This is a genomic window from Nonomuraea sp. NBC_00507 (assembly GCF_036013525.1).
Lineage (GTDB): Bacteria > Actinomycetota > Actinomycetes > Streptosporangiales > Streptosporangiaceae > Nonomuraea.
Window position 1 is genome coordinate 6,454,021 of the sequence record NZ_CP107853.1, and the last position, 22,261, is coordinate 6,476,281.

15 protein-coding genes are annotated in these 22,261 nt (G+C 71.4%); 11 read left to right on the forward strand and 4 right to left on the reverse strand.

Going from position 1 to position 22,261, the window contains the following annotated elements:
• Positions 1-36 precede the first annotated feature (36 nt).
• Positions 37-2,118 carry an alpha/beta hydrolase-fold protein gene (locus OHA25_RS31165; RefSeq protein WP_327580525.1) on the forward strand — a complete coding sequence of 694 codons (2,082 nt, stop codon included), beginning with the start codon at positions 37-39 and terminating at the stop codon, positions 2,116-2,118.
• Between the two features lie 2 nt (positions 2,119-2,120).
• Here OHA25_RS31165 and OHA25_RS31170 read toward each other — a convergent pair whose 3' ends face one another.
• Positions 2,121-3,599: an Nramp family divalent metal transporter gene (locus OHA25_RS31170; RefSeq protein ID WP_327580526.1), complete on the reverse strand. Its 1,479-nt coding sequence runs from the start codon at positions 3,597-3,599 to the stop codon at positions 2,121-2,123.
• A 232-nt stretch (positions 3,600-3,831) separates the two neighbouring features.
• On the opposite strand from OHA25_RS31170, the gene OHA25_RS31175 reads away from it, so the two are divergent.
• Positions 3,832-4,110 carry a hypothetical protein gene (locus tag OHA25_RS31175; RefSeq protein WP_327580527.1) on the forward strand — a complete coding sequence of 93 codons (279 nt, stop codon included), beginning with the start codon at positions 3,832-3,834 and terminating at the stop codon, positions 4,108-4,110.
• 53 nt (positions 4,111-4,163) lie between these two features.
• Here OHA25_RS31175 and glgC read toward each other — a convergent pair whose 3' ends face one another.
• Positions 4,164-5,399, reverse strand: a complete 1,236-nt coding sequence (glgC, locus tag OHA25_RS31180; protein ID WP_327580528.1) for a glucose-1-phosphate adenylyltransferase — start codon at positions 5,397-5,399, stop codon at positions 4,164-4,166.
• A gap of 160 nt (positions 5,400-5,559) precedes the next feature.
• On the opposite strand from glgC, the gene glgA reads away from it, so the two are divergent.
• Positions 5,560-6,732, forward strand: coding sequence for a glycogen synthase (gene glgA / locus OHA25_RS31185; RefSeq protein WP_327580529.1), 1,173 nt, complete (start codon positions 5,560-5,562; stop codon positions 6,730-6,732).
• Positions 6,733-6,744: 12 nt separating this feature from the next.
• On the opposite strand, the gene OHA25_RS31190 is transcribed toward glgA, so the two are convergent.
• Positions 6,745-7,752, reverse strand: a complete 1,008-nt coding sequence (locus OHA25_RS31190) for a TrmB family transcriptional regulator (protein WP_327580530.1) — start codon at positions 7,750-7,752, stop codon at positions 6,745-6,747.
• 91 nt (positions 7,753-7,843) lie between these two features.
• On the opposite strand from OHA25_RS31190, the gene OHA25_RS31195 reads away from it, so the two are divergent.
• On the forward strand, positions 7,844-11,143 hold the full coding sequence (locus OHA25_RS31195) for a S8 family serine peptidase (RefSeq protein ID WP_327580531.1): 3,300 nt from the start codon (positions 7,844-7,846) through the stop codon (positions 11,141-11,143).
• A 41-nt stretch (positions 11,144-11,184) separates the two neighbouring features.
• On the opposite strand, the gene OHA25_RS31200 is transcribed toward OHA25_RS31195, so the two are convergent.
• Positions 11,185-11,589 (reverse strand): nitroreductase family deazaflavin-dependent oxidoreductase, encoded by a 405-nt coding sequence (locus OHA25_RS31200; protein WP_327580532.1) that lies wholly within the window; start codon positions 11,587-11,589, stop codon positions 11,185-11,187.
• 142 nt (positions 11,590-11,731) lie between these two features.
• Here OHA25_RS31200 and OHA25_RS31205 point away from each other — a divergent pair, with 142 nt between their 5' ends.
• The 7 genes from OHA25_RS31205 to OHA25_RS31235 are packed head-to-tail and all read left to right on the forward strand — an operon-like array spanning position 11,732 to position 22,238.
• On the forward strand, positions 11,732-12,727 hold the full coding sequence (locus OHA25_RS31205; RefSeq protein WP_327580533.1) for a LacI family DNA-binding transcriptional regulator: 996 nt from the start codon (positions 11,732-11,734) through the stop codon (positions 12,725-12,727).
• Positions 12,724-14,001: a sugar ABC transporter substrate-binding protein gene (locus OHA25_RS31210; protein WP_327580534.1), complete on the forward strand. Its 1,278-nt coding sequence runs from the start codon at positions 12,724-12,726 to the stop codon at positions 13,999-14,001. The genes OHA25_RS31205 and OHA25_RS31210 overlap by 4 nt, the downstream gene beginning before the upstream one ends.
• Positions 13,998-14,921, forward strand: a complete 924-nt coding sequence (locus tag OHA25_RS31215; protein WP_327580535.1) for a carbohydrate ABC transporter permease — start codon at positions 13,998-14,000, stop codon at positions 14,919-14,921. Before OHA25_RS31210 ends, OHA25_RS31215 begins: the two co-directional genes overlap by 4 nt.
• Positions 14,918-15,739 carry a carbohydrate ABC transporter permease gene (locus tag OHA25_RS31220; RefSeq protein ID WP_327580536.1) on the forward strand — a complete coding sequence of 274 codons (822 nt, stop codon included), beginning with the start codon at positions 14,918-14,920 and terminating at the stop codon, positions 15,737-15,739. The genes OHA25_RS31215 and OHA25_RS31220 overlap by 4 nt, the downstream gene beginning before the upstream one ends.
• Before the next feature lie 12 nt (positions 15,740-15,751).
• On the forward strand, positions 15,752-17,248 hold the full coding sequence (locus OHA25_RS31225; RefSeq protein ID WP_327580537.1) for a glucoamylase family protein: 1,497 nt from the start codon (positions 15,752-15,754) through the stop codon (positions 17,246-17,248).
• A gap of 13 nt (positions 17,249-17,261) precedes the next feature.
• Positions 17,262-19,040, forward strand: coding sequence for a GH39 family glycosyl hydrolase (locus OHA25_RS31230; protein WP_327580538.1), 1,779 nt, complete (start codon positions 17,262-17,264; stop codon positions 19,038-19,040).
• Positions 19,041-19,085: 45 nt separating this feature from the next.
• Positions 19,086-22,238: a tetratricopeptide repeat protein gene (locus OHA25_RS31235; RefSeq protein WP_327580539.1), complete on the forward strand. Its 3,153-nt coding sequence runs from the start codon at positions 19,086-19,088 to the stop codon at positions 22,236-22,238.
• Positions 22,239-22,261 lie beyond the last annotated feature (23 nt).

Sequence of the window (22,261 nt, forward strand, 5' to 3'; positions counted from 1 at the left end):
CAAGGTGCCTTCCGTAAACGTTTACAGGAGCGGTCGATGCTCTTACCTCGCCGGCTCGGCGCCGCCACACTGGCCGCACTCGCCGCGCTCTCCCTCCTCGCCGTCCCCGGCGAGACGGACACCCGCGCGCCCGGCACGCTCATCACCGGCTCCGCGCCGTCCCCCGCGCTGGACGGGGAGCGCATCGCTTACACCGCCTACCTCCCGTACGGCTACGACCGCGGCGCCGCCCGCCACCCGGTCCTCTACCTGCTCCACGGCCGCGGCGACACCATGCAGGCGTGGACCCGCGTCAAGAGCGTTCTCGACGACATGATTCGCACCAAACGCATCCCGCCGGTCATCGCCGTCATGCCGGACGCGCCGTGGAGCGAGCGCGGCAACTGGTACGTCGACTCCCGCTACACCGGCGCCGACCTGCCGGGACGTCCGGTGGAGACGGCCCTCACCCGCGACCTGGTGGCCCACGTGGACGCCACGTACCGCACGGCACCGATCCGGGAGGCCCGCCTGGTCGGCGGCTACTCGATGGGCGGCGCGGGCGCGCTGCGGTTCGCGCTCGCCCACCAGGACGTGTTCAGCGCCGCCGCCGTGCTCAGTCCGGCCGTCTACACGCCGCTGCCGCCGTCCGACTCCTCCACCCGCGACTACGGCGCCTTCGGCCGAGGGGAGGAGAAGTTCTCCGACGAGGTCTACCGCGAGCTCACCTATCCGGCGTCGCTGCCCGATCTGGACCCCGATCTGCCGGTGCGGCTGTTCGTGGCCGTCGGCGACGACGAGTACGCCAACCCCGATCCCGCCGACGCCCGCCACGACCTGGACTTCGAGTCCGCCGCCCTCTATAACGCGGCCAGGCGCTCACCCGCCCTGTCCGCGCAGCTGCGCGTCATGGACGGGGGCCACGACTGGTCGGTCTGGACGCCGGCCTTCGAGCAGGCCATGGCCGAGCTCGGCCCCGGGCTGAGCGTCACGCCCCCGACCGGCCTGCCCGCCCCGCTGCACGGCACGGCCGCCACCGACTGGGCGGGCGGCGTCGCGGCCCACCCGGACGGGGCCCTGACCATCGGGTACGCGGCGGGCCAGTCTCCCTCAGGCCGGCTCGACGCCGTGGTGTCCCGGATCGGCGGCTGGACCAGGCAGTTCGGAACCCCGGCGGACGAGCGCCTGTACGGCGTCGCGCCGCTGCCCGACGGCGGCGTGCTCACGGCCGGGTACACGAAGGGCGACCTCGACGGCCGGCACCCGGGCAACGCGGCCGACGACGCGTTCGTGGCCAGGCTCGGCCCCGACGGCACGGTCCGGTGGATCACCCAGTTCGGCGCGCCGGACGCCGCCGACCGCCTCTACGGGCTCGCCGCCGCGCCCGACGGCGGCGCGTACGTGGCGGGCTATACCAAGGGCTCCCTGGACGGGCCGAACAACGGCGACAAGGACGCCATCGTCGCCAGGATCACCCCGGCCGGCGAGCTGTCGTGGCTCAGGCAGTACGGTGGCACGGGCGAGGACAAGGCGTACGGTGTCGCCGCGGACGCCACGACGCTCTACGTCACCGGCAGCGCCACCGCGGCCCCGCCCGGCACCACCGCGCTCGGCGGCCTCGACGGCTGGCTCGCCGCCTTCGCCGCCGCCGACGGCAGCAGGGCGTGGGCCACGACGGCAGGCGGTTCCGGCGACGACCGGCTGAATGCGGTGACCGTCACCACGGAGGGTCTCGCCGTCGCCACGGGCGCGTCGGGCGGCGACGCGTACACGGTGGCCCACACAGGGCAGGGCCGCCGCCGCTGGGAGCACACGCTCGCCACCCCGGCCGCCGACGAGGGCGCCGCCGTGGCGGCGCTGCCGGGTGGCGAGGTGGAGGTCGTGGGCTACACCCGCGGCCGGATCGGGGTGCCGGCAGGCGGCGCCGACGTGCTGACCGCACGCCTGGACGGCCGGGGCACGCAACGTGCCGCCGCCCAGCTCGGCACCGCCAGGGACGACGCCGTCGACCCCTTCGCCGAGCCGAACCTGTACGCCACCACGACCGCCGCCGGCCAGGTGGCGATCTCCGGCCTGACGTGCGGCGCCCCGTCCGGGGGCGCCGCACTGGGCAACGGCGACGTCTTCCTGATCAGCTGAGCTCAGAAGGTCACCAGCGGGTCCCCCACGAAGTCGGCGATGAAGTTGACGAAGAAGAAGCCGAAGAACAGGAAGTTCAGGACGAGGATGATGTAATGCCACGGCCGCGGGCGCGCCGGGCGCGGGAGCTTGCTGTTGAGATACATCAGCAGGAACGGATAGAACAGCGCGCCCAGGTTGGACATGTTGGCCGACCACTCCACCAGCCCCACCGGCAGCGACTGGAAGATGATGATCGAGATGATCACCAGCAGCAGGAGCATGAACGGGTAGTAGAACCGGCGCGGGTCGCCCTCGATCAGCCGGCGCAGGCGGGGGCTGGTGGCGTTGGCGGCGTCCGTCGTCACCCGCACCATCGCCTCGAAGATGCCGAGCTGCGTGGAGAACAGGATCAGCACGCCTACCACCAGCGCGATGTAGAACACCGTGCGCCCGTACTCGCCGCCCAGCGCGCTGGCCACGAACGTCGGGACGTTGGCGCGCGTGGGCCGCTCGCCCGACAGCTGCACCGCCTGGGCCATGAGGATCGTGGGCAGCAGCATGCCGAGGATCGCGCCGACGAAGAACACGCCCCACATGTCCACCATGAGCAGCCGATACCACCGGCGCCACAGGCCCCGGTTGCGCTCGTCGTCGGGGAAGGTGACGCCGCTGGCCAGGATCGGCCGCCGCTCGCCGCGCAGGCCCGAGATGTAGCCGACGCGGTGGCCCATGCCGTAGCCCTTGTCACGGTAGTGACCCATGACGTACCAGTTGAGTCCTGACGCCAGCGCCGTGAAGCCGGCCAGGGCGCCGAGCTGGGTCGCGGTGATCCCGGCGGGCGGCGCGGCGGGGGTGATGAAGCCGCGGATGCCCTCCCACCACTGGCTGAACGGCACCACGAGCAGGTCCACGGCCAGCAGGGCGATCAGGATCGTCCCGACCAGCACCCAGTTCGCCAGCTCCAGCGCGCGGCTGATGCGGCGCGCGGCGGCGGTGATGAGGAACACCAGCACCAGCAGGCCGATGGCCCACCAGCGTGGCTCCGCGTCCCCGGCCGCCGGGGGCACGCCGTGGACCAGTGCGTACACGCCCTGCCCCGCCGACGCGGCCCAGCCGCCCGCGATGAACGCGAAGATCACGATGAAGACCGAGAGCGGCACCCAGAGCGGCCAGCCCGGCGGCACACGCCCCCAGCCGACCACCGGGGTCTCGCCCGTGGCGAGGACATACCGGGAGCACTCGACGTTGTAGAAGGTCTGCAGCAGCGCCGAGACCAGGATGACCCAGCCGACGCCGACGAATCCGTATTGGCCGACGCTCAGCGGGCCCAGCAGCCACTCGCCGCTTCCGATCGAGATGCCGAGTGCGATCAGGCTGGGGCCGACGGCGTATTTGAAGAGCTCCTTGGTGCCGATCTTGGAGACCTTGAAGACCTCCTCAGGCGTGGGCAGGTCGGTGACTTCGAGATCCGGGCGGCTGACTCCGAGTGGGTGCGACATCACTGCCTCCTGTCGTTCAGCGTGATCCCGAACGACGGCCGCATCAAGACCCAATCGGCGATGGACGAACCACGCGTCCTGACGGCCAGCCTTGAAACCGCCCCTATCTCGTGATCTTGCGCAACAGCCTCCGCAACGCGACGCAACGATCTGCGCGTGGCGTTACCGCATGTCCCGGGAATGACTACTTAGAGTGATGATGTGTTGCCATAAGCGACCGCGGGGAGAGATCATGAAAGTCAACCTCATAGCTGCCGGTGGCGCCCTTGCCGCCACCGCGGTCGTCGCCATGGCGAGCCCGGCCGGCGCCCGCCCGGCCGAGTGTGAACTCACCATCGGCGGTCAGGTTCACACCCTCGGCAGCGGCGGCTCGGGCGTTTACGCCGCCCAGCACGAGGTCATCTCCTGCGAGGAGCAGTACAGCGACGACTCGACGAGTGGCTACGACGACGTCAGCACCGACAATGGCAGCAACACGGGCGATCCCGCAGGTTACAGCCTGGGCTACTAGTGGCCCAGGCAGCACCACGGCTCCCTGTCTCGCGCCTGCCCGCTGCGCGCCGCCTACCGGTCGACGATCTCGTTCTTGCCGATGACCACGACCCCGCCCCGGGTCAGGGCGAACCGGGTGCGATCGTATTCAAGGTCGAATCCGATCCGCGCCCCGTCCGGGATCACCACGTTCTTGTCGATGATCGCCTTGCGCACGATCGCGCCCCGCCCGACCTTGACGTTCTCCATCAGCACCGAGTCCTCCACCCGCGCGTGCGAGTGCAGCACCACCTTGGGGGACAGGACGGACCGGATTGCCGTGCCGCCGGAGACGATCACGCCGGGCGACACCAGCGAGTCGATCGCCCGTCCCACGCGGTCGCCGTCGTTGTGCACGAACTTGGCGGGCGGCAGCGGGTCGTGCCCGGTGAAGATCGGCCACTTGTCGTTGTACAGGTTGAACACCGGGTGCGCCGAGATGAGATCCATGTGGGCCTCGTAGTAGGCGTCCAGCGTCCCCACGTCACGCCAGTAGCCCCGATCGCGCTCGCTCGACCCCGGCACGACGTTGTTGGCGAAGTCGTAGACGTCGGCGCCGCCCGACTTGACCAGCATCGGGATGATGTTTCCACCCAGGTCGTGCTTGCTGGTCGGGTCGAGCGCGTCCTCCCGCAGCGCGTCGATCATCGACTGCGTCTTGAACACGTAGTTGCCCATCGAGGCGAACACCTCGTCGGGGGAGTCCGCCAGCCCCACCGCGTCCTTGGGCTTCTCCCTGAAGGCGACGATCCTGCGCCCCTGGGGGTCGGTCTCGATCACGCCGAACTGGTCGGCCAGCGACAGCGGCTGCCTGATCGCGGCCACCGTCACGTCGGCGCCGGAGTCCTCGTGCTGCTCGACCATCTGCCGCGGATCCATGCGGTAGATGTGGTCGGCCCCGAACACGATCACGTGCTCGGGCATCTCGTCGTAGATCAGGTTGAGATTCTGGAAGAGCGCGTCCGCGGACCCGGAGAACCACCGCGGCCCGAGCCGCTGCTGCGCCGGCACGGGCGTCACGTAGTTGCCCAGCATCGCCGACAGCCGCCACGTCCGCGAGACGTGCCGGTCCAGGCTGTGGTTCTTGTACTGGGTCAGGACGACGATCTTCAGGAACCCGCCGTTCGCCAGGTTCGACAACACGAAATCTATGAGCCGATATATCCCCCCGAACGGCACCGCCGGTTTCGCCCGATCCGCCGTGAGCGGCATGAGCCTCTTACCCTCTCCACCTGCCAGCACAACCGCAAGCACCCTCCGGGACCTCATGCCCGAGACGCTACCCTCAAATGGCCGATCTATCGACGAATCCCGGCACGGAGAAGTTCCTTCGTGTCCTGATTTGCCGTTCAATGGCCCGAGCCGGGGTTACCGACCTTGGGCTCGTCGATTGTGTTCCCTATGCTCAGGTTGACCGTAAGGTCGTCTCATGCGTGTTGATCTGCTCAGCCGGGAGTACCCGCCGGAGGTGTACGGCGGCGCCGGCGTGCACATGGAATACCTGGCCAGAGAGCTGAGGCGGCTGGCCGACGTGCGGGTGCGCTGCTTCGGCGCCGACCGCGACGAGCCCGGCGTCGCCGCCTACCGGGTGCCGGGCGGGCTGCAGGACGCCAACGCGGCCCTGCAGGTGCTCGGCGTCGACCTGGAGATGGCCGCCGCCTGCCAGGGAGCCGACGTCGTCCACTCCCACACCTGGTACGCCAACTTCGCCGGGCATGTCGCGAAGCTGTTGCACGGCATCCCGCACGTGGTCACCACGCACAGCCTGGAGCCGCTGCGGCCGTGGAAGGCCGAGCAGCTCGGCGGCGGCTACACGATCTCGTCGTGGGCCGAGCGCACGGCCCTGGCCGCCGCGGACGCGGTGATCGCGGTCTCGGAGGGCATGCGCCGCGACGTCCTGGCCGCCTACCCGGAGATCTCGCCGGACAAGGTCAGCGTCATCCACAACGGCATCGACACCGCCGAATACGTCCCCGACCCAGGCCTGGACGTCCTGCGGAAGCACGGCGTGGACCTGAGCCGGCCCTACGTCGTCTTCGTGGGCCGCATCACCCGCCAGAAGGGCCTGATCCACCTCCTGCACGCGGCACGCTCCTTCGACCCCGACGCCCAGCTCGTGTTGTGTGCCGGCGCGCCCGACACGACGGAGATCGCGGCCGAGGTGACGCAGCTGGTCCGCGACCTCGACCGCGACGGCGTCGTCTGGATCCAGGAGATGTTGCCCAAGCCCGAGGTGATCCAGCTGCTGACGCACGCGACCGTGTTCGTGTGCCCGTCGGTCTACGAGCCGATGGGGATCGTGAACCTGGAGGCCATGGCCTGCGAGACGGCCGTGGTCGCGACCGCCACCGGCGGCATCCCCGAGGTGGTGGCCGACGGCGAGACGGGCCTGCTCGTGCCGATCGAGCAGGGCGCCGACGGCACGCCGCACGACCCTGACCGCTTCGCCGCGGACCTGGCCGAACGCGTCAACACCCTGCTGGCGGACCCGGGCCGGGCCGCCGCGATGGGGAAGGCGGGCCGCGTCAGGGCCGTCGAGCACTTCTCCTGGGAACGCATCGCCCACCGCACCATGGAGCTGTACTCGGCGCTGCGCCCCTGAGCACGGGGGCGGTCAGACCAGGCCCCGGCGGCTGGCCTGGGCGCCGGCCTGGAAGCGGGTCTCGGCGTTGAGCTCGTCGAGGAGGTGGCGCAGGCGGCGGCGGAGGCTGCGCGGGCTGGTGCCGAGCTGGCGGGCGATGGCGTCGTCCTTGAGCCCGGCCGCCAGCAACGCCAGCAGCCTGCGGTCGTCGAGGCCGAGGTCCGTCGCCGGTTCCTCCTCCTGGGCGGGCTCCGGCGAGCTGTCGTGCGACCAGAGCTCGGGGCGCACCGGCAGGGCCTCTCGCCACAGGCGCTCGAACAGCTCCACCAGCGCCACGACCATGGTGGACCCCCTGATCAGCACGCCGCGTGTCAGCGGCGGGTCCATGTGCAGCGGCATGACCGCCCGCCGCCGGTCGACGAGCGCCATCTTGAACGGCAGCGAGGGCAGGATCCGCGCCTCCTCGCCCGCCCTGATCAGGCTGCCCACCTCATCGAGCGCCCCGGTGTGGTCGAACGCCTCCGGCACGTAGATGGTGCGGTAGCGCACGCCGCTGCGGAGCAGGTCGGTCTGCAGCGGGTTGTGGTAGTCCAGCACGTACGGGGGCCGGTCGAAGGTCAGCACCTCCTCCTTGGCCTCCTGCTGCAGCCGGACGTACCAGCGGGCCTGCTCCTCGGGCCCGGCCAGGACCTCGAACTGCCCGCTCCCCTCGGGGTCCGCGCCGACGTTGCGGAAGGCCACCTCCAGTTCGTCGGCCGTGTCGGTGAGCCGGTCCAGCTCGCTCTGCATGCCGCGGACCAGTGAGCGGATCGCGGTGCCCGGGTTCGTCGCCGTCCAGCGGGGCGAGCGCCCCCAGAGGCGGCTGATCAGGCCCCTGGCGCGGAGCCTGCTCAGCGACGACTGGATGCGCCCCGCGCTCTCGCCGCTCCTCATGACGAGCTCCTGCACGGTGATGCCGGGGCAGGCCAGCACGCATCGGTAGACGTGCTCATCGAACGCGCTGATGCCGACGATCTCCAGCGCCCGGCCGTCTTCTAGCATGGCCCCGATCTTGGCCATTTCCGGCAGTTGCCGCAATAGGCCACAGGAACCACCTTGTCCCCAAAATTCACTGGCAGTTAGAAAGCGGGGTGTGCAACAGAGAATCGCCATTCTGGGCGCCGTGCTCCTGGCCGTCACCACGGCCGCCGTACCGGCTCAGGCGGCACCCACCCCGCCCCCCGCCCAGGTAGAGCCCGCCAAGACGATCACCCTCATCACCGGGGACAAGGTCACCCTCCGCGCGCTCCCCAACAAGCAGACCCAGCTCGACATCGCTCCCGCCCCCGGCCGGGAGAAGATCGACTTCGTGCACCGCCGGTCCACGGAGGGGCTCAGCATCGTGCCCGTGGACGCCATGCCCCTCCTGGCGGCGGGCACACTGGACCCGCGGCTGTTCAACGTCACCAAGCTGGCCGCGCTCGGCTACGACGACGCCGCCAGCCAAGGGCTCCCGCTCATCCTGACGTACCCGGAGCAGGCCGGCGCCGCCACGCTCAAGGCCGCGGGCGGGCGTCCGCTGCCCGCGATCAACGGCGTAGCCAGGAACGAGCCACGTACCGGTGCGCTCTGGAAGACCCTGACCGCGCAGGCCAGGACGCTGGCGACGCCCGCGAAGATCTGGCTCGACGGCAAGGCCAAGGTGTCGCTCGACGTCAGCGTCCCGCACATCGGCGCGCCCGCGGCCTGGGCGGCCGGCCACACCGGCAAGGACGTCCCCGTCGCGGTCCTCGACACCGGCTACGACCCCGCCCACCCCGATCTGCAAGGCCTGGTCGCCAAGGCCGAGAACTTCACCTCCGAGCCGGACACGCGCGACCTGCACGGGCACGGCACACACGTCTCCTCCACGATCGCCGGCTCCGGCGCCGCCTCGGGCGGCACGCACAAGGGCGTTGCCCCCGGCGCCCGGCTGCTCATCGGCAAGGTCTGCGACCAGAGCGGCTTCTGTCCCGACTCGGGCATCATCGAGGGCATGACGTGGGCGGCGGAGAACGGCGCCCGCGTCGCCAACCTCAGCCTCGGTGGCCCTGACGCGCCCGGCACCGACCCGCTGGAGCAGGCCGTCGACAACCTCACGGAGAAGTACGGCACGCTGTTCGTGATCGCCGCGGGCAACGACGGGCCCCAGCACCTCGGCTCCCCGGGCAGCGCGGACAGCGCGCTGTCGGTCGGCGCCTCCCACCGCGACGCCGACACGGTGGCCGATTTCAGCAGCACCGGCCCGCGCCCCGGCGACGCCGCGGTCAAGCCGGACCTGATCGCGCCCGGCGTGGGCATCGTCGCCGCCAGGGCCGCCGGCACCGCCGCCGGAGCGCCCGCCGACGACTCCTACACGGCGATGAGCGGCACGTCCATGGCCACCCCGCACGTGGCGGGCGCCGCGGCGATCGTCGCCGGCCTGCACCCCGACTGGAAGGCCGGCCGCATCAAGGCGGCGCTCATGGCGTCCACCGCCCCCGGTGCCGAGCTGGGCGCCTACGTCCAGGGCGCCGGCCGCGTGGACGTCGCCCGGGCCATCACCCAGCAGGTCACGGCCGAGCCGGTCTCGCTCTCCATGGGAGACGTCGAGCTGCCCGACAACGAGCCGAAGGAGCGCACGCTCACCTACCGCAACGACGGCGACGCCGCCCTCCGGCTGGAGCTCGAGGTGACGGCCAAGGACGGGCACGGCGAGCCGGCGACGGTGTTCGCGCTCGGCGCCACCACGGTCGAGGTGCCCGCACACGGCACCGCCCAGGTCACCGTGACCGCCCGGCCCGGCGCCACCGGCATCTACAGCGGCACGGTCGTGGCCGAGGGAGGCGGCGTCACCGTACGCACCGGCATCGGCATGCGTGTCGAACCGGAGAAGCGCGGCCTCAAGCTGACCTTCACCGGCACGGACGGGCAGCCCGCCCAGAACGCCTTCGCCGGGGTGATCGACCTCGACGCCAAGGAACAGACCAACTACGACATCGCCGGCGGCACCCTGGACCTGCGGCTGCTCAAGGGTCACCGCTACACGGTCGTCACCTTGATGGCCGACCACGACGGCACGCTGGTGATGGCCGCCGAGCCGGAGTTCACCCTCGACGCCGACCGCACCGTCGCCGCCGACGCCGGCCGGGCCAAGCCGGTGGACGTGCGTACCGAGGAGCCGACGGCGCGGCTGGCCATCGGCCTGTTCGGCATGCTGCAGCTCATCGAGGGCATGCAGCCCTTCGGCGTGGACGTGGACCTGAACTCCCTGTGGGGCGCGGACCGCATCGAAGGCATCAAGGCCATCCCGACGACCCGCACGGCCAGCAAGAACTTCGCCTACTACCGGTGGACCCAATGGGCCAAGCCCAAGGACGACGGCAGCTATGACGACAGCCCGTACTTCTATCACCTGATGAAGGCCGAGCCGCGCATCCCCGCCGACCCCGGCTACCGCCCCCGCCGCCGCGACCTCGCCGAGGTCACCTCCACCTACGCCACGCAGCACGACGTGAAGTTCGGCGAGCACATGGCGCTGCCCGTGCTGTACGGAACGGAGCTGGCGTGGATGCCCTACAGCCACGTCTCCCGCCTCTCGCTGCCCTTCCGCAGGACCGAGTACTACACGCCCGGCGACACCGGCTGGTACCCGTCCTTCGTCCAGTACCGCACGCCCCCGGACGGCCTGAACGACCTCGACCAGTTCTTCTTCGGCAAGACCACCGTCTACCGGGCCGGCCAGAAGACCACCGACCGCTGGAACAACGGCGTCTTCGCGGCCGGGCTAAGCCCCGGCGGGGACCTCAACTGGCGTGAGGACAACATGCTGCAGTTCGCGGCCGGCCTGTTCGAGGACGGCACCCCCGACCGCATCTCCTACGGCGAGTACGCCTCCCCGCAGGCCAAGCTCTACCGCGACGGAAAGGAGATCTACGCCACCGACTACCTGCCCGGCTGGATCGACGTGCCCGCGGAGCAGAAGGAGAGCGACTACCGGCTCACCATGACCGCCGACCGCGCTTCCGCCCAGACCAAGGTGTCCACGCGGGTCAGCGCCGAGTGGCGGTTCCGGTCGAAGACCCCCGAGCCGGGCAAGCGGCAGGTGCTGCCGCTGCTCGCCGTCAAGATCAGCCCAGAGCTGGACGAGCGCAACCGGGCCGCCGTGGGCCACATGCGCATCCCGCTTCGTCTGCAGCGCCAGGACGGCTCGCCCGACCTGAAGCTGCGCACGCTCACAGTGGAGATCTCCTACGACGACGGCCGCACCTGGCTGCCCACGCTGGTGCATCCGTCGGCCAAGGGCGGCTGGTCCGCCGAGACCTGGCACCCGGCCGGGGCGCGCGGGAGGTTCGCCTCGCTGCGCGTCAAGGCCGCCGACACCGGCGGCAACGCCTTCGCCGAGACCGTCATCAGGGCGTACCAGATCAAGTGATTCAAGCGGAAGGCCCCGCTTCGGCGGGGCCTTCCGGCCATTTAGGTGATGCGCTCGAGGACGACGACCGGGATGTCGCGGTCGGTCTTGCGCTGGTATTCGTCGTAGTCCGGCCACGTGCTCGTCATGAGCCGCCAGAGCGCGGGCTTGTCCTCGTCGCTCGCCGTGTGGGCGCGGGCCTTGAACTTGTCGCCCTTGACCTGCACCTCGACGTCAGGGTTGGCCTTCAGGTTCTTGTACCACTCGGGATGGTCGGGATCGCCGCCCTTGGAGGCCACGACCACGTGGTCGTCGCCGTGCCGCTGGTAGATGAGCGGGGTCGTGTATGGTTTGCCCGATTTGCGGCCTTTGGTGGTGAGGAGGAGGACTGTGGTGTTGTTCCAGTCGTGTCCTTCCGCGCCGTCGGTCTCCTGATAGCGCCGGACATGTTCCTTGCCATAGAGCATGCCGTCCAGCTACCCACCTCCGGCGTGACCTCACCGTTACTCGACGGGGTCTGTACGAGAAGTTAACAAGGCTGGCACACTGCATTTGTGTAAGCGCTTACACCGCCCCATGATGAAAGCGCTTACATAAAGGAGTGGCTCCATGGACGTGACCATCTACGAGGTGGCCCAACGCGCCGGCGTGTCGATCGCGACCGTGTCCAGGGCCCTGCGCGGCACCGGACCCGTCGCGGCCAAGACCCGCGAGAAGGTGCTCAAGGCCGTCGAGGAGCTCAACTTCACGCCCAGCCGCCTCGGCGTCAGCCTGGCCGAGGGCCGGCACGCCGCCAACGGCGTCGTCTTTCCCGATCTCGCCGGCCCTTACTACACCGAGGTGCTGCTCGGTTACGAGGAGGTCGCCTCCGAGCTGGGCCGCTCGGTGGTGATCCTGTCGACCAAGGGCCGCACCAGGGTCAACGACCTGATCAAGGACCTGGCCGGGCGCGTGGACGGCCTGCTGGTCTTCGGCCACGCCGTCCCCGACCCGCTGATCGCCGAGCTGGTCCGGCTCGGCGTGCGGCTGGTGGTCATCTCCCGAGACCCGCTGCCCGGCGCGGACACGCTGCGCAGCGAGAACACCGCCTCGGCGCGGGCGCTGGCCGAGCACCTGGCCGGCCACGGCTACGAGCGCTTCGCGTTCCTCGGCGCGCCCCTGACCAGCGGCGACGACGTGGACGAGCGCTGGCGTGGCGTGCGGTCGGTGCTCGGCGGCGCGATCGAGGCCGTGGCCACGCGGGAGTACACCGTGGAGTGCGGCTTCGACGCCGCCAGGGCGCTGCTCAAGGACAAGCGGCCGGAGGCCATCGTCTGCTCCGACGACGAGGTGGCGCTGGGGGCGCTGCTGGCGGCCGAGGAGCTCGGCCTCGACGTGCCCGGCGACGTGGCCGTCACCGGCTGGGACGACATCATGGCCGCCCGCCACGCCAGGCCCGCGCTGACCACCGTGCGCCAGCCGATGCGCGAGCTCGGCGCCCGCGCCGCCCGCGCGCTCGACGAGCTGATCACCGGCGTCCGCGACACGCCGAGCCACCTCATCCTGACCACCGAGCTGGTCGTGCGCGCCAGCTGCGGTTCCCACCCCCAGGAGGTAAGAACGTGAACACCATCACCCGGCGCGCCGGAGTCCGCGCCACCGGCGGCCTGCTGGCTCTCGCGATCCTGGCCGCGGGCTGCGGCCGCGACGCCGCTCAGGCGCCCGAGCAGGCGCAGAACGTCACGACCGGCAAGGTCACGGGGGAGGTCACGGTCTGGGCGATGGGGGAGGAAGGCAAGGCGCTCGGCACGTTCGTCAAGGACTTCGAGAGCGCCAACCCCGGCGTGAAGGTCAACGTCACGGCGATCGGGTGGGACGTGGCGCACGACAAGATCACCGCGGCCATCGCGGGCGGCGCCACCCCCGACGTGAGCATGATCGGCTCGACCTGGTCGGGCGAACTGGCCAAGACCGGCGCCCTCGACCCCACCCCGCCCAATTTGGTGGACAAGGCGGCGTTCTTCCCCGGCGCGTGGCAGACGGTCGAGCTCAACGGCACGGCGTACGGGGTGCCGTGGTACGTCGAGACCCGCGTCCTCTACTACCGCACCGACCAGGCGAAGAAGGCCGGAGTGGAGCCGCCGAAGACCTGGCGGGAGTTCACCGAGTTCGCCAGGGCGCTCAAGGACAGGGGCGGGGCCAAGGACGGCTTCCAGCAGAGTTACACGCTCGGCGCGTCCTGGCAGGAGACGCTGCCGCTGATCTGGCAGGCCGGCGGCGAGATCGTCAAGGACGGCAAATACACCTTCGACACCCCCGAGGCGGTGACCGCGCTCAAGCAGTACGAGTCGCTGTTCAAGCAGAAGCTCGCCCCGACCAACACGGCCGAGGGCGCCTTCCCGCAGACCTTCATCAAGGGCGAGGTCGGCGGCTTCTTCTCAGGCCCGTGGATGATCGGGGTGCTCAACAACGACGGCGGGCCGGAGTTCAAGGACAAGTTCGACGTCGCCCCCTACCCCAAGGGCCCCGTCTCGGGCACCAGCTTCATCGGCGGCTCCGCCATGGCGGTGTTCAAGAAGGCGAAGAACCGTGACGCCGCCTGGACGTTCCTGCAGTGGCTGAGCGAGCCGAAGGTGCAGGCCAAGTGGTACACGACCGTCAAGGCGCTGCCTGCCGTGCAGGTGGCCTGGCAGGAGCCCGAGCTGACCGCCGACAAGCAGCTGGCCGTCTTCGGCGAGCAGCTCAAGGACGCCAAGACGCCGCCGCCGTTCCCGACGTGGGAGCAGGTGGCCAGGGTGCTCGAGGCGGAGCTGGAGAAGCTGGCCCGCGGCGCCCAGACCCCCGAGCAGACGGCCAAGTCCATCCAGTCGCAGGCCGACACGATCGGGACCGGCCTGTGAACCTGGCGGTTCCCACGACGGGACGGGCGGCGGACGTCGTCCGGATCGCGTTACGCCGGAGCTGGATCGGCTGGATGTTCATCCTGCCGTTCGTGGTGCTGTTCGTGGTGTTCTACCTGGGGCCGCTGCTCGTCGGCATCGGCATGAGCTTCACCGACATGCGCAGCACCGACGTGACGAACCCGTTCGCCGTCGACCTCGTCGGCGTCGACAACTACCTGCGGCTGGTCAACGACGGCGCCATGCGGCGGGCGGCGGTCAACACGCTCGTGTTCGTGGTCACGACGCTGCCGCTGACCATCGGGCTCGGGCTGGCCGCCGCCGTCCTGCTCAACTCGGGTATCGCCCGCCTGCCCGCGGCGTTCTTCCGGCTCGGCTACTACCTGCCGAACATCACCAGCATCATCGGCATCGCCGTGGCCTGGAAGTTCCTCCTGGAGCCGGAGGCCGGCCTGGTCAACCGGCTGCTGGAGCTGGTCGGCGTCCAGGGCCCGAACTGGCTGCAGAACCAGAGCACCGCCCTGCCCGCGATCATCGTCATGACCGCCTGGCGCAGCTTCGGCTTCAACATGGTCGTGCTGCTGGCCGCGCTCCAGACCATCCCGAGAGAGCTGTACGAGGCCGCGGAGGTGGACGGCGCCGGACGCTGGGCCCGTTTCCGCTCGGTGACCGTGCCCTCGCTCCGCCCCGTGCTGCTGTTCTGCACCGTCTACAGCTCGGTCGGGTTCATGCAGTTCCTGGAGGAGCCGCTGGTGATGACCCGCGGCGGACCGCTGAACGCCACGCTGTCGGCGTCGCTGGCGATCTTCAACCAGTTCGGGGTCGGCAACTACGGCTACGCCGGGGCCGCCTCGACGGTCTTGTTCACCGTGATCGTGGCGCTGGCCGTCCTGCAGCTGAGGCTGGGGAGGAACAGGTGAAGAGGACCCGCCGCCAGCACGCGGTCGTCTACCTCGGGCTCACCCTCGGCCTGGCGCTGGTCGTGGGGCCGTTCCTGTGGACCGCGCTCAGCTCGGTCAAGCCCGAGCGGGAGATCAGGCGCGACCCGCCGACGTTCTGGCCCGAGACGTGGACGCTGGACAACTTCGCCGAGCTGTTCGAGCGGGTGAACATCGGCACCGCGTTCGCCAACAGCGTGATCATCGCGCTCGTGCTGGTGGCCACCAACCTGCTGTTCTGCTCCATGGTGGGCTACGCCTTCGCCAAGCTCGACTTCCGCGGCAAGAATCTGGCGTTCGGGCTCGTCCTGGTCCAGCTGGCGATCCCGGCGATCGTGCTCATGATGCCGCAGTTCGTGCTGATCGCGAGACTCGGCATGGTCAACACCTTCATCGGGATCATCCTGCCGACCGTGGTGACCCCGCTCGGCGTGTTCATGATGCGGCAGTTCATCTCCGACCTGCCCGACGAGCTGATCGACGCGGCCAGGGTGGACGGCGCGCGAGAGTTCCGGATCTTCTTCAGGATCATCCTGCCGCTCTGCGGGCCGCCGCTGGCCACCCTGGGGCTGATCACGTTCCTCGGCTCGTGGAACAACTTCCTGTGGCCGGCCGTGGTCGCGCAGAGCGAGAACATGTACACCCTCCCGGTCGCGCTCAACATCCTCAACGGCAACGAAGGCACCCACTACAACCTGCTGGTCGCGGGGTCGGTCGTGGTGATCGCGCCGATCCTGTTCCTGTTCGTGTTCCTGCAGCGCTTCTTCATCCAGGGAATCGCCACCTCCGGACTCAAGTAAGAGGAGCCCCTCATGCGTAAGACCGTCCTGTCCGGCTTAGTCGTGCTGGCGCTCACGGTGCCGGCCGCTCCCGCGAACGCCGACAGCACGCTCCACCGCTACGCGAAGGACACCTGGCGGTCGATGGCCGCCATGGTCGAGCCGGCCACCGGCCTGCCCGCCGACAAGGTGACCGGCGACCTCAAGACCCGGGCGAAGGTCACCTCGCCCACCAACATCGGCACGTACCTGTGGAGCACGCTCACCGCCCGCGACCTGCGCCTGATCACCGGCCAGGATGCCGCCGCCAGGATCGGCCGGGTCCTCACGGCGCTGGAGCGGCTGGAGCGCAACGCCCCGACGGGCCAGTTCTACAACTGGTACGACCCCGCAACCCTCCAGCTCGTCCGCACCTGGCCGGAGACGGGCGACCCGGTCCGCCTGTTCGCCTCCAGCGTGGACAACGGCTGGCTGGCCACGGCCCTCATGATGGTCCGCAACGCCACCCCGCACCATGCCGCCCGCGCCAACCGGCTGCTGACCTCCATGAACTTCACGTCCTACTACGACCCGGCGGCCCGCCCCGACGCCGGCACGGGCCTGCTGCGCGGCGGCTTCTGGCCGGAGCCGCCCGACGGCTGCTACGTCGAGAGCGACTACGCCGGCACCGGCACGACCGTCTACTCCACCTGCCACCATTACGGCGCGCCCGCCGAAACCCGCATCGGCCAGTACGTGGGCATCGCGCTCGGCCAGATCCCGCGCGAGAGCTACTTCGGCCCGTACCGGACCTTCCCCGACAACGGCTGCGACTTCGGCTGGCAGGAACAGAAGCCGGTCGGCTCGTGGAAGCGGTATCTGGGCGTGAACGTCTGGGAGGGCACCTACGGCTACCGGGGCATGCGGTACGTCCCCAACTGGGGCGGCTCCATGTTCGAGGCCCTCATGCCCGACCTCGTCGTCCCCGAGGCGGCGTGGGCGCCGCGCAGCTGGGGCCGCAACCACCCGGTCTTCGTCCAGGCCCAGATCGAGCACGGGCTCAACGAGGCCAAGTACGGCTACTGGGGCTTCTCCCCGTCCAACGACCCGCACGGCGGCTACCGCGAGTACGGGGTGGACCCGCTCGGCATGGACGCGCCGGGCTACACCTCCGACCGCGAGCGCACCAGCACCGACCCCGGCTACGAGGGCTGCCGCCCCGCCCAGCCCGAGCCGGCCGCCTACGGCGACGGCGTGGTGACGCCGCACGCGAGCTTCCTGGCGCTGCCGTACGCGAAGGCCGCGGCCATGGACAACCTGGCCAAGCTGCGCCGCGACTTCGACGCCTACGGCCCCGGCGGCTTCTACGACGCGATCGCCGTCCGCTCCGGCGTGGTGTCGAAGTGGTACCTGGCCCTCGATCAGGGCATGGTCATGGCCGCCCTCGGCAACGTGCTCGCCGGCGGCAACCTGCACCGCTACTTCGCCGGCTCCGGTGTCGAGGCCAAGCTCCGCCCGGTGATGCAGCTCGAAGAATGGGATGTTCGATGAAACGGGGAAGCCATTGAGTAACACGCCCGCCCATCGCGACTGGCAGGACCGCATCGGCCAGGCGTCCGGCGAGATCGCCGCGGCCTCCCGGCCCGACCTGGAGGCCCCGACCGGCCTCCGGGCGGTGCCCGGCGCCGGCGCCGTGACGCTGACCTGGGATCCCGTGCCCGGCGCCATCGGCTACCTGGTGCACAGGGACGGGGAGCCGATCGGGCAGCCAGACGTGGACGTGCCGGCCGTCCCGTCCTGCCGGTACGTCGACACGGGCCGGGGGGCGGCGGACTACGCGGTGGCCGCCATCTCCGCGATGGACACGATCGGGCCCTTGTCCCCGGCGGTCGAGGCCGGGCCCGCCGCGTCCGCCCGGGAGGTCTCCGTCCACGTGGACGCCCGGCGGACGAGCGGTGACCTGCCGCGCCCCTGGAAGCTCATGGTGGGCTCGGAGCACCTGTCGTACCTCCTCAACACCGAGGAGACCGGCGGGCGGCCCATCGGCGAGGAGCTGACCGAGGCGCTGCGGATCACGCGGGACGAGCTCGGCGTCGAGACGGTGCGGGCGCACGGCATCCTCTGCGACGACCTGGGCGTGTACAAGCAGGGAAACGTCTACGACTTCAGCGGCGTGGACCGGGTCTATGACACCGTCACCGGCCTGGGCCTGCGCCCGGTCGTGGAGCTCGGGTTCATGCCGCGGGACCTGGCCGCCGACCCGTCCAAGACCGTGTTCGGCTATGAGGCGATCATCTCGCCGCCCAAGGACTTCGAGGCGTGGGGCGATCTGGTGCGGGCCCTGGTCGAGCACCTGGCCGCCCGGTACGGCATCCACGAGCTGATCGACCACTGGGCCTTCGAGGTGTGGAACGAGCCCAACCTGGCCGTTTTCTGGTCCGGCACGCCCGAGGAGTATTTCCTGCTCTACGACGTCACCGCCGCCGCCGTGAAGAACGTGCACCCCGACCTGCGCGTCGGCGGCCCCGCCTCGGCCGCGAACGGCTGGATCGAGGAGCTGCTCGCCCACGTCGCCGAGTCCGGGGCGGCACTCGACTTCCTGTCCACGCACACCTACGGCAACGCCCCGCTCGACTGGCGCCCGGCGCTGGCCAGGCACGGGCGGGACATCCCCATCTGGTGGACCGAGTGGGGTCCCACGCCGACCCACTTCCACGGCATCGGCGACGGGCCGTTCGGGGCGGCGTTCCTGCTGCACGGCATGAAGTCGGCCGCGGGCAGGATCGGCGCGCTGTCGCACTGGGTGGCCTCCGACCACTTCGAGGAGCTGGGCCGCCCGCCCCGGCTCTTCCATGGCGGCTTCGGCCTCCTCACCGTCGGCAACCTGCGCAAACCCCGCTTCCACGCACTCGCGCTCGCCGCCCGCCTCGGCGACGCCGAGCTGCCGGCCACGTTGGAGGGGGACGTGGCCGGCGTGGAGGCGTGGGCGGCCCGGCACGACGACGGCCGGATCGGCGTGCTGCTCTGGAATGGCACGCTCAACCACTCCCAGGCGACCGGCGCCCCCGAGCTGGCCCGCACGATCACCCTGACCGTCGACGGCCTGGACGGCCGCCCACGCACGCTCACCCACCACCGCATCGACCACGATCACTCCACCATCGAGGCCGTCTGGCACGCTATGGGGGGTGGAGACTGGCCGGCGGACGAGCAGTGGGACAAACTCCGCGCCGCCAACACCCTCGACGAGCTGGACCCGCCCGCCACGGTCACCGGCACCGGTGTCACGCTGCGCTTCGACCTGCCCATGCCGGGGGTGTCCTTCATCGAGCTGTCGGGCTGAGCCGCGGTCCTGTACGGGCGCGTCCGCCGGTGGGACCCTGTGCCCATGACCGATCCGGCCGCGGCGCTCGCCGCCCGCATCGAGCGGTTCGAACAGGCCGCGGATCCCGGGCTGATCTGGGATCCCGCGGCGCTGGACGAGGCCGAGCAGGCGATGCGGGCGTGCGCCGGCGACCGGTCCGACGCCGCCACCTGGCGCCTGATCGGCATGCTCCACCTGGCCCGCTACCGGCTCGACCAGCGGACCACGCAGGACGCCGCGATCGCGGGCGCCTTCTTCGCCGCCGTGGCCGTGGTCGACCCCGGGCGGCTGCCGGAGAAGCTGCGCGGCTCGGGCATGCCGCCCGGCGACTCGGCCGGCACGTGGGCCGGGCTGCTGGAGGAGATCTTCCTGCACGTGGACCCGGCCGCGTACCGGCACGTCGGGCTGCTCATCCACGCCTTGGTCCGCCGTGCGGTGGCCCACCCGACCGTGGACACCGCCGACCGGCTCCAGCAGCTGCTGTTACAGCAGGCCATGCGCTCGGCCGACCCGTCCTGGGCGCCCGGCGCGCTCGCGCTGCTCGGCAGCGGACTGGTCCGGCTGCACGGGCAGACGGGCGCGCGGGAGCTCATCGACGCCGCCGTGCACGTGCTGTTCAGGGCGGCCTTGGGGGCGCCCGGCGAGGTGGCCTACCGGGGGGAGCTGGCCGCGGCGCTCGCGTTGGCGGCGCCCGGCGAGGAGGACCTGGTCAGGGCCTACCTCGCGGCCGCGGAATCGGCGCCGGGCAGCCGCGGCAGGTCGCAGACGCTGCTGGCGCTCGTGGAGCTCACGCGGGCGCGGGCGGCCGGCTCGGTCCTGGACGACGACCTGCTGGCGTTCATCAGGGTGGGGCAGTGCGCGCTGGACTTCTGGCACGAGCAGTGGGCGCATCCCGGGGTGCTGGCGCCGTACGCGGCGGGGCTCCTCGAGTGGTACGTGGTCACGGGGGACGAGCGCTCGCTCGAGGCCGGCCGGGAGATGCTGGACGCCCTGGGCGTCGCCCCCGGCGAGCCGGCCCGCGGACGGGGGGACTCGTTCGCCCAGGTCAGTGACGATTCGGTGGGCCGCCTCGCCGCCGACCCGATCGTGCGCCTCGGCGCCGACCCGATCGCGCGGCTCGCACTGCTGGCCGAGCGCCGGTGGCGCCGCTACGGCGTCACCGGGGAGCAGGCCGACCTGGACGTGGCCATCGACGCCATCCGCGAAGCGGTCGGACCGGCCCCGCCCGGCCACCCCGACCGCGCCCGCCTGCTGGCCACCCTGGCGAACGCGCTGCTCGAGCGGGCCGTGGTCACCGGAGGCGACCCCACGGAGCCGATCACCGCCGCCCGCGCGGCCCTCGCCGCCCACGCCCAGCAGGACCCCGCCCGGCCCGAAGCACTCCTCCTGCTCGCCCAGTCCCTGAGCCTGCGCCTCACCCCCGCGACAGCGGACGAGGCGGTTACCGCACTGCGCGAGACCCTCACCTTCGCCGAACACCTGACGCTCCGCGCCGACGCCTACGGCCGCCTGTCGGAGGTGCTCCAATGGCGCGCCACCCACCCGGCCCCTGCGCCGCCCGAGGGAGCGGGGGCCGAGGACGTGAACGACGCCGTCCTGGCCGCCCGCCAAGGCCTCGAGCTGGCCGTGAAGACCTCCCGCGACCAGGCCCCCGCCCAGCGGCTGCTGTCCCACGCCCTGCTGACCCGCTTCTCCGCCCTGGGCGACGCCCGCGACCTGAGCGAAGCCCTGGCCCTGGCCAGGAACGGCGACGCCGACCTGCTGAACCGGCTGTCCGCCGTACTCGACGGCCCGCCGCCGGCGATGGACGAGCACCTCGTGCAGGCCGCCGTCGAGCTCGCGCTCCTGACCTCGGACGAGGACCTGACGCTCAAGCTCCTCCACTTCGCCGAGCACCAGTTCGACCCGGCCGGTGAACGCGGTCAGGCGCCGGGCGATCGCGGGGGGTTCCTGCTGTCCGCGGCGCTCCGACTGGCCGAGCTGGGCCGCCTCAGAGCCGCCAAGGCCGTGCTGGCCAGGGCGGCGGCCGCGTTCGACGAGGCTGGCGAGCGCGCCAGGACCGCCGACGCGCTCTCCAGGCTCGGCTTCAACCATGCGGAGCTGGACGAGCCGGACCAGGCCCTGGAGGCGTACGAACGTTCGGCGGCCGTCTACGGCGCCCTGGGCGAGACCCGATCCGAGGCCCGGCAGCTCACCGGCATGGGCGTCGTCCTCCTGCGGGCCGGCGACCCGGCCCGCGCCGTCGACCGGCACCTCCGCGCGGCCGCCCTGTGCGCAGCCGCCGGACTGGCCGCCGAGGAGGCGTCACACCAGGCCCAGGCGGCCGACGCCTGCCTGGCCGCCGGCGATCCGGCCGCGGCGGTGGCGTGCGCGGCCCGGGCCCGCGAGATGTACCTGACGCTGGGCGAGCGGAAACCGGCGGCCACCGCGCTGATCCCCGCCGCCCGCGCCGCCGTCGACCAGGGCGACCTCACCGCGGCGGTGGAGCGCATGACCGCCTGCGCCATCGAGCTGGAGGCCGCCGGGGCGTGGGAGGACGCCTGCCGGGCGCTCGACGCGCACGCCGTCCTGCTGGCCGGGCGCGGCCACCGCCCGCAGGCCGCCGCCTGCGAGGCCCGCGTGGTGGAGATCGTACGGCGGAGGGGGGAGCGCCGGGAGCCCGCCGACGAGTGGTACCGCATCGCGCGACGCCGCCGGGCCACCGGCGACGCCGCGGGCGCCAGGGCCGCCTTCGAGCTGGCGGAACGCGAGTACGAGGCGATCAGCCACCATGACGGCTCCGCCTCGGTCCGCTACAACCTGGGCGTGCTCGCGTACACGGAGGGTGATGCCGAGCGGGCGCTGGAGGAGTTCGGGGCGGCGGGGGAGACGTTCGCCCGGATGCGGGCGCCCGCCAAGGAGGCGGTCGCCCTGACCATGCGCGCCTTCTGCCTGGCCGGCCTGGATCGGGTGGACGACGCCCTGCCGGAGCTGCAACGGGCGCTGGAGCTGGCCGTCGGCGAAGGCGACCTCGACGCCCTCTTCGTCGCCACCCTGCACCGCGCCGTGCTCGACCTGCGGCGGGGCGAGTTCGCGGAGGCGGAGGAGCGCCTGCACGCAGCCCTCGGCCCGGCCGTCGCCGACCCGCTAAAGGATGGCGGTGGTTGGTCGGGGCCGATCGGTCCGGCGGGGAGGTGACGGGGCCTCGCCACCTCCGGCGG

Bases quoted from the DNA above. Each gene is read 5' to 3' on its own strand.
- OHA25_RS31235 (WP_327580539.1), top strand. From the start codon at position 19,086: ATGACCGATCCGGCCGCGGCGCTCGCCGCCCGCATCGAGCGGTTCGAA.
- OHA25_RS31205 (WP_327580533.1), top strand. From the start codon at position 11,732: ATGGACGTGACCATCTACGAGGTGGCCCAACGCGCCGGCGTGTCGATC.
- OHA25_RS31190 (WP_327580530.1), bottom strand. From the start codon at position 7,752: ATGCTAGAAGACGGCCGGGCGCTGGAGATCGTCGGCATCAGCGCGTTC.
- OHA25_RS31170 (WP_327580526.1), bottom strand. From the start codon at position 3,599: ATGTCGCACCCACTCGGAGTCAGCCGCCCGGATCTCGAAGTCACCGAC.
- OHA25_RS31200 (WP_327580532.1), bottom strand. From the start codon at position 11,589: ATGCTCTATGGCAAGGAACATGTCCGGCGCTATCAGGAGACCGACGGC.
- OHA25_RS31175 (WP_327580527.1), top strand. From the start codon at position 3,832: ATGAAAGTCAACCTCATAGCTGCCGGTGGCGCCCTTGCCGCCACCGCG.
- OHA25_RS31165 (WP_327580525.1), top strand. From the start codon at position 37: ATGCTCTTACCTCGCCGGCTCGGCGCCGCCACACTGGCCGCACTCGCC.
- OHA25_RS31225 (WP_327580537.1), top strand. From the start codon at position 15,752: ATGCGTAAGACCGTCCTGTCCGGCTTAGTCGTGCTGGCGCTCACGGTG.
- glgC (WP_327580528.1), bottom strand. From the start codon at position 5,399: ATGAGGTCCCGGAGGGTGCTTGCGGTTGTGCTGGCAGGTGGAGAGGGT.
- glgA (WP_327580529.1), top strand. From the start codon at position 5,560: ATGCGTGTTGATCTGCTCAGCCGGGAGTACCCGCCGGAGGTGTACGGC.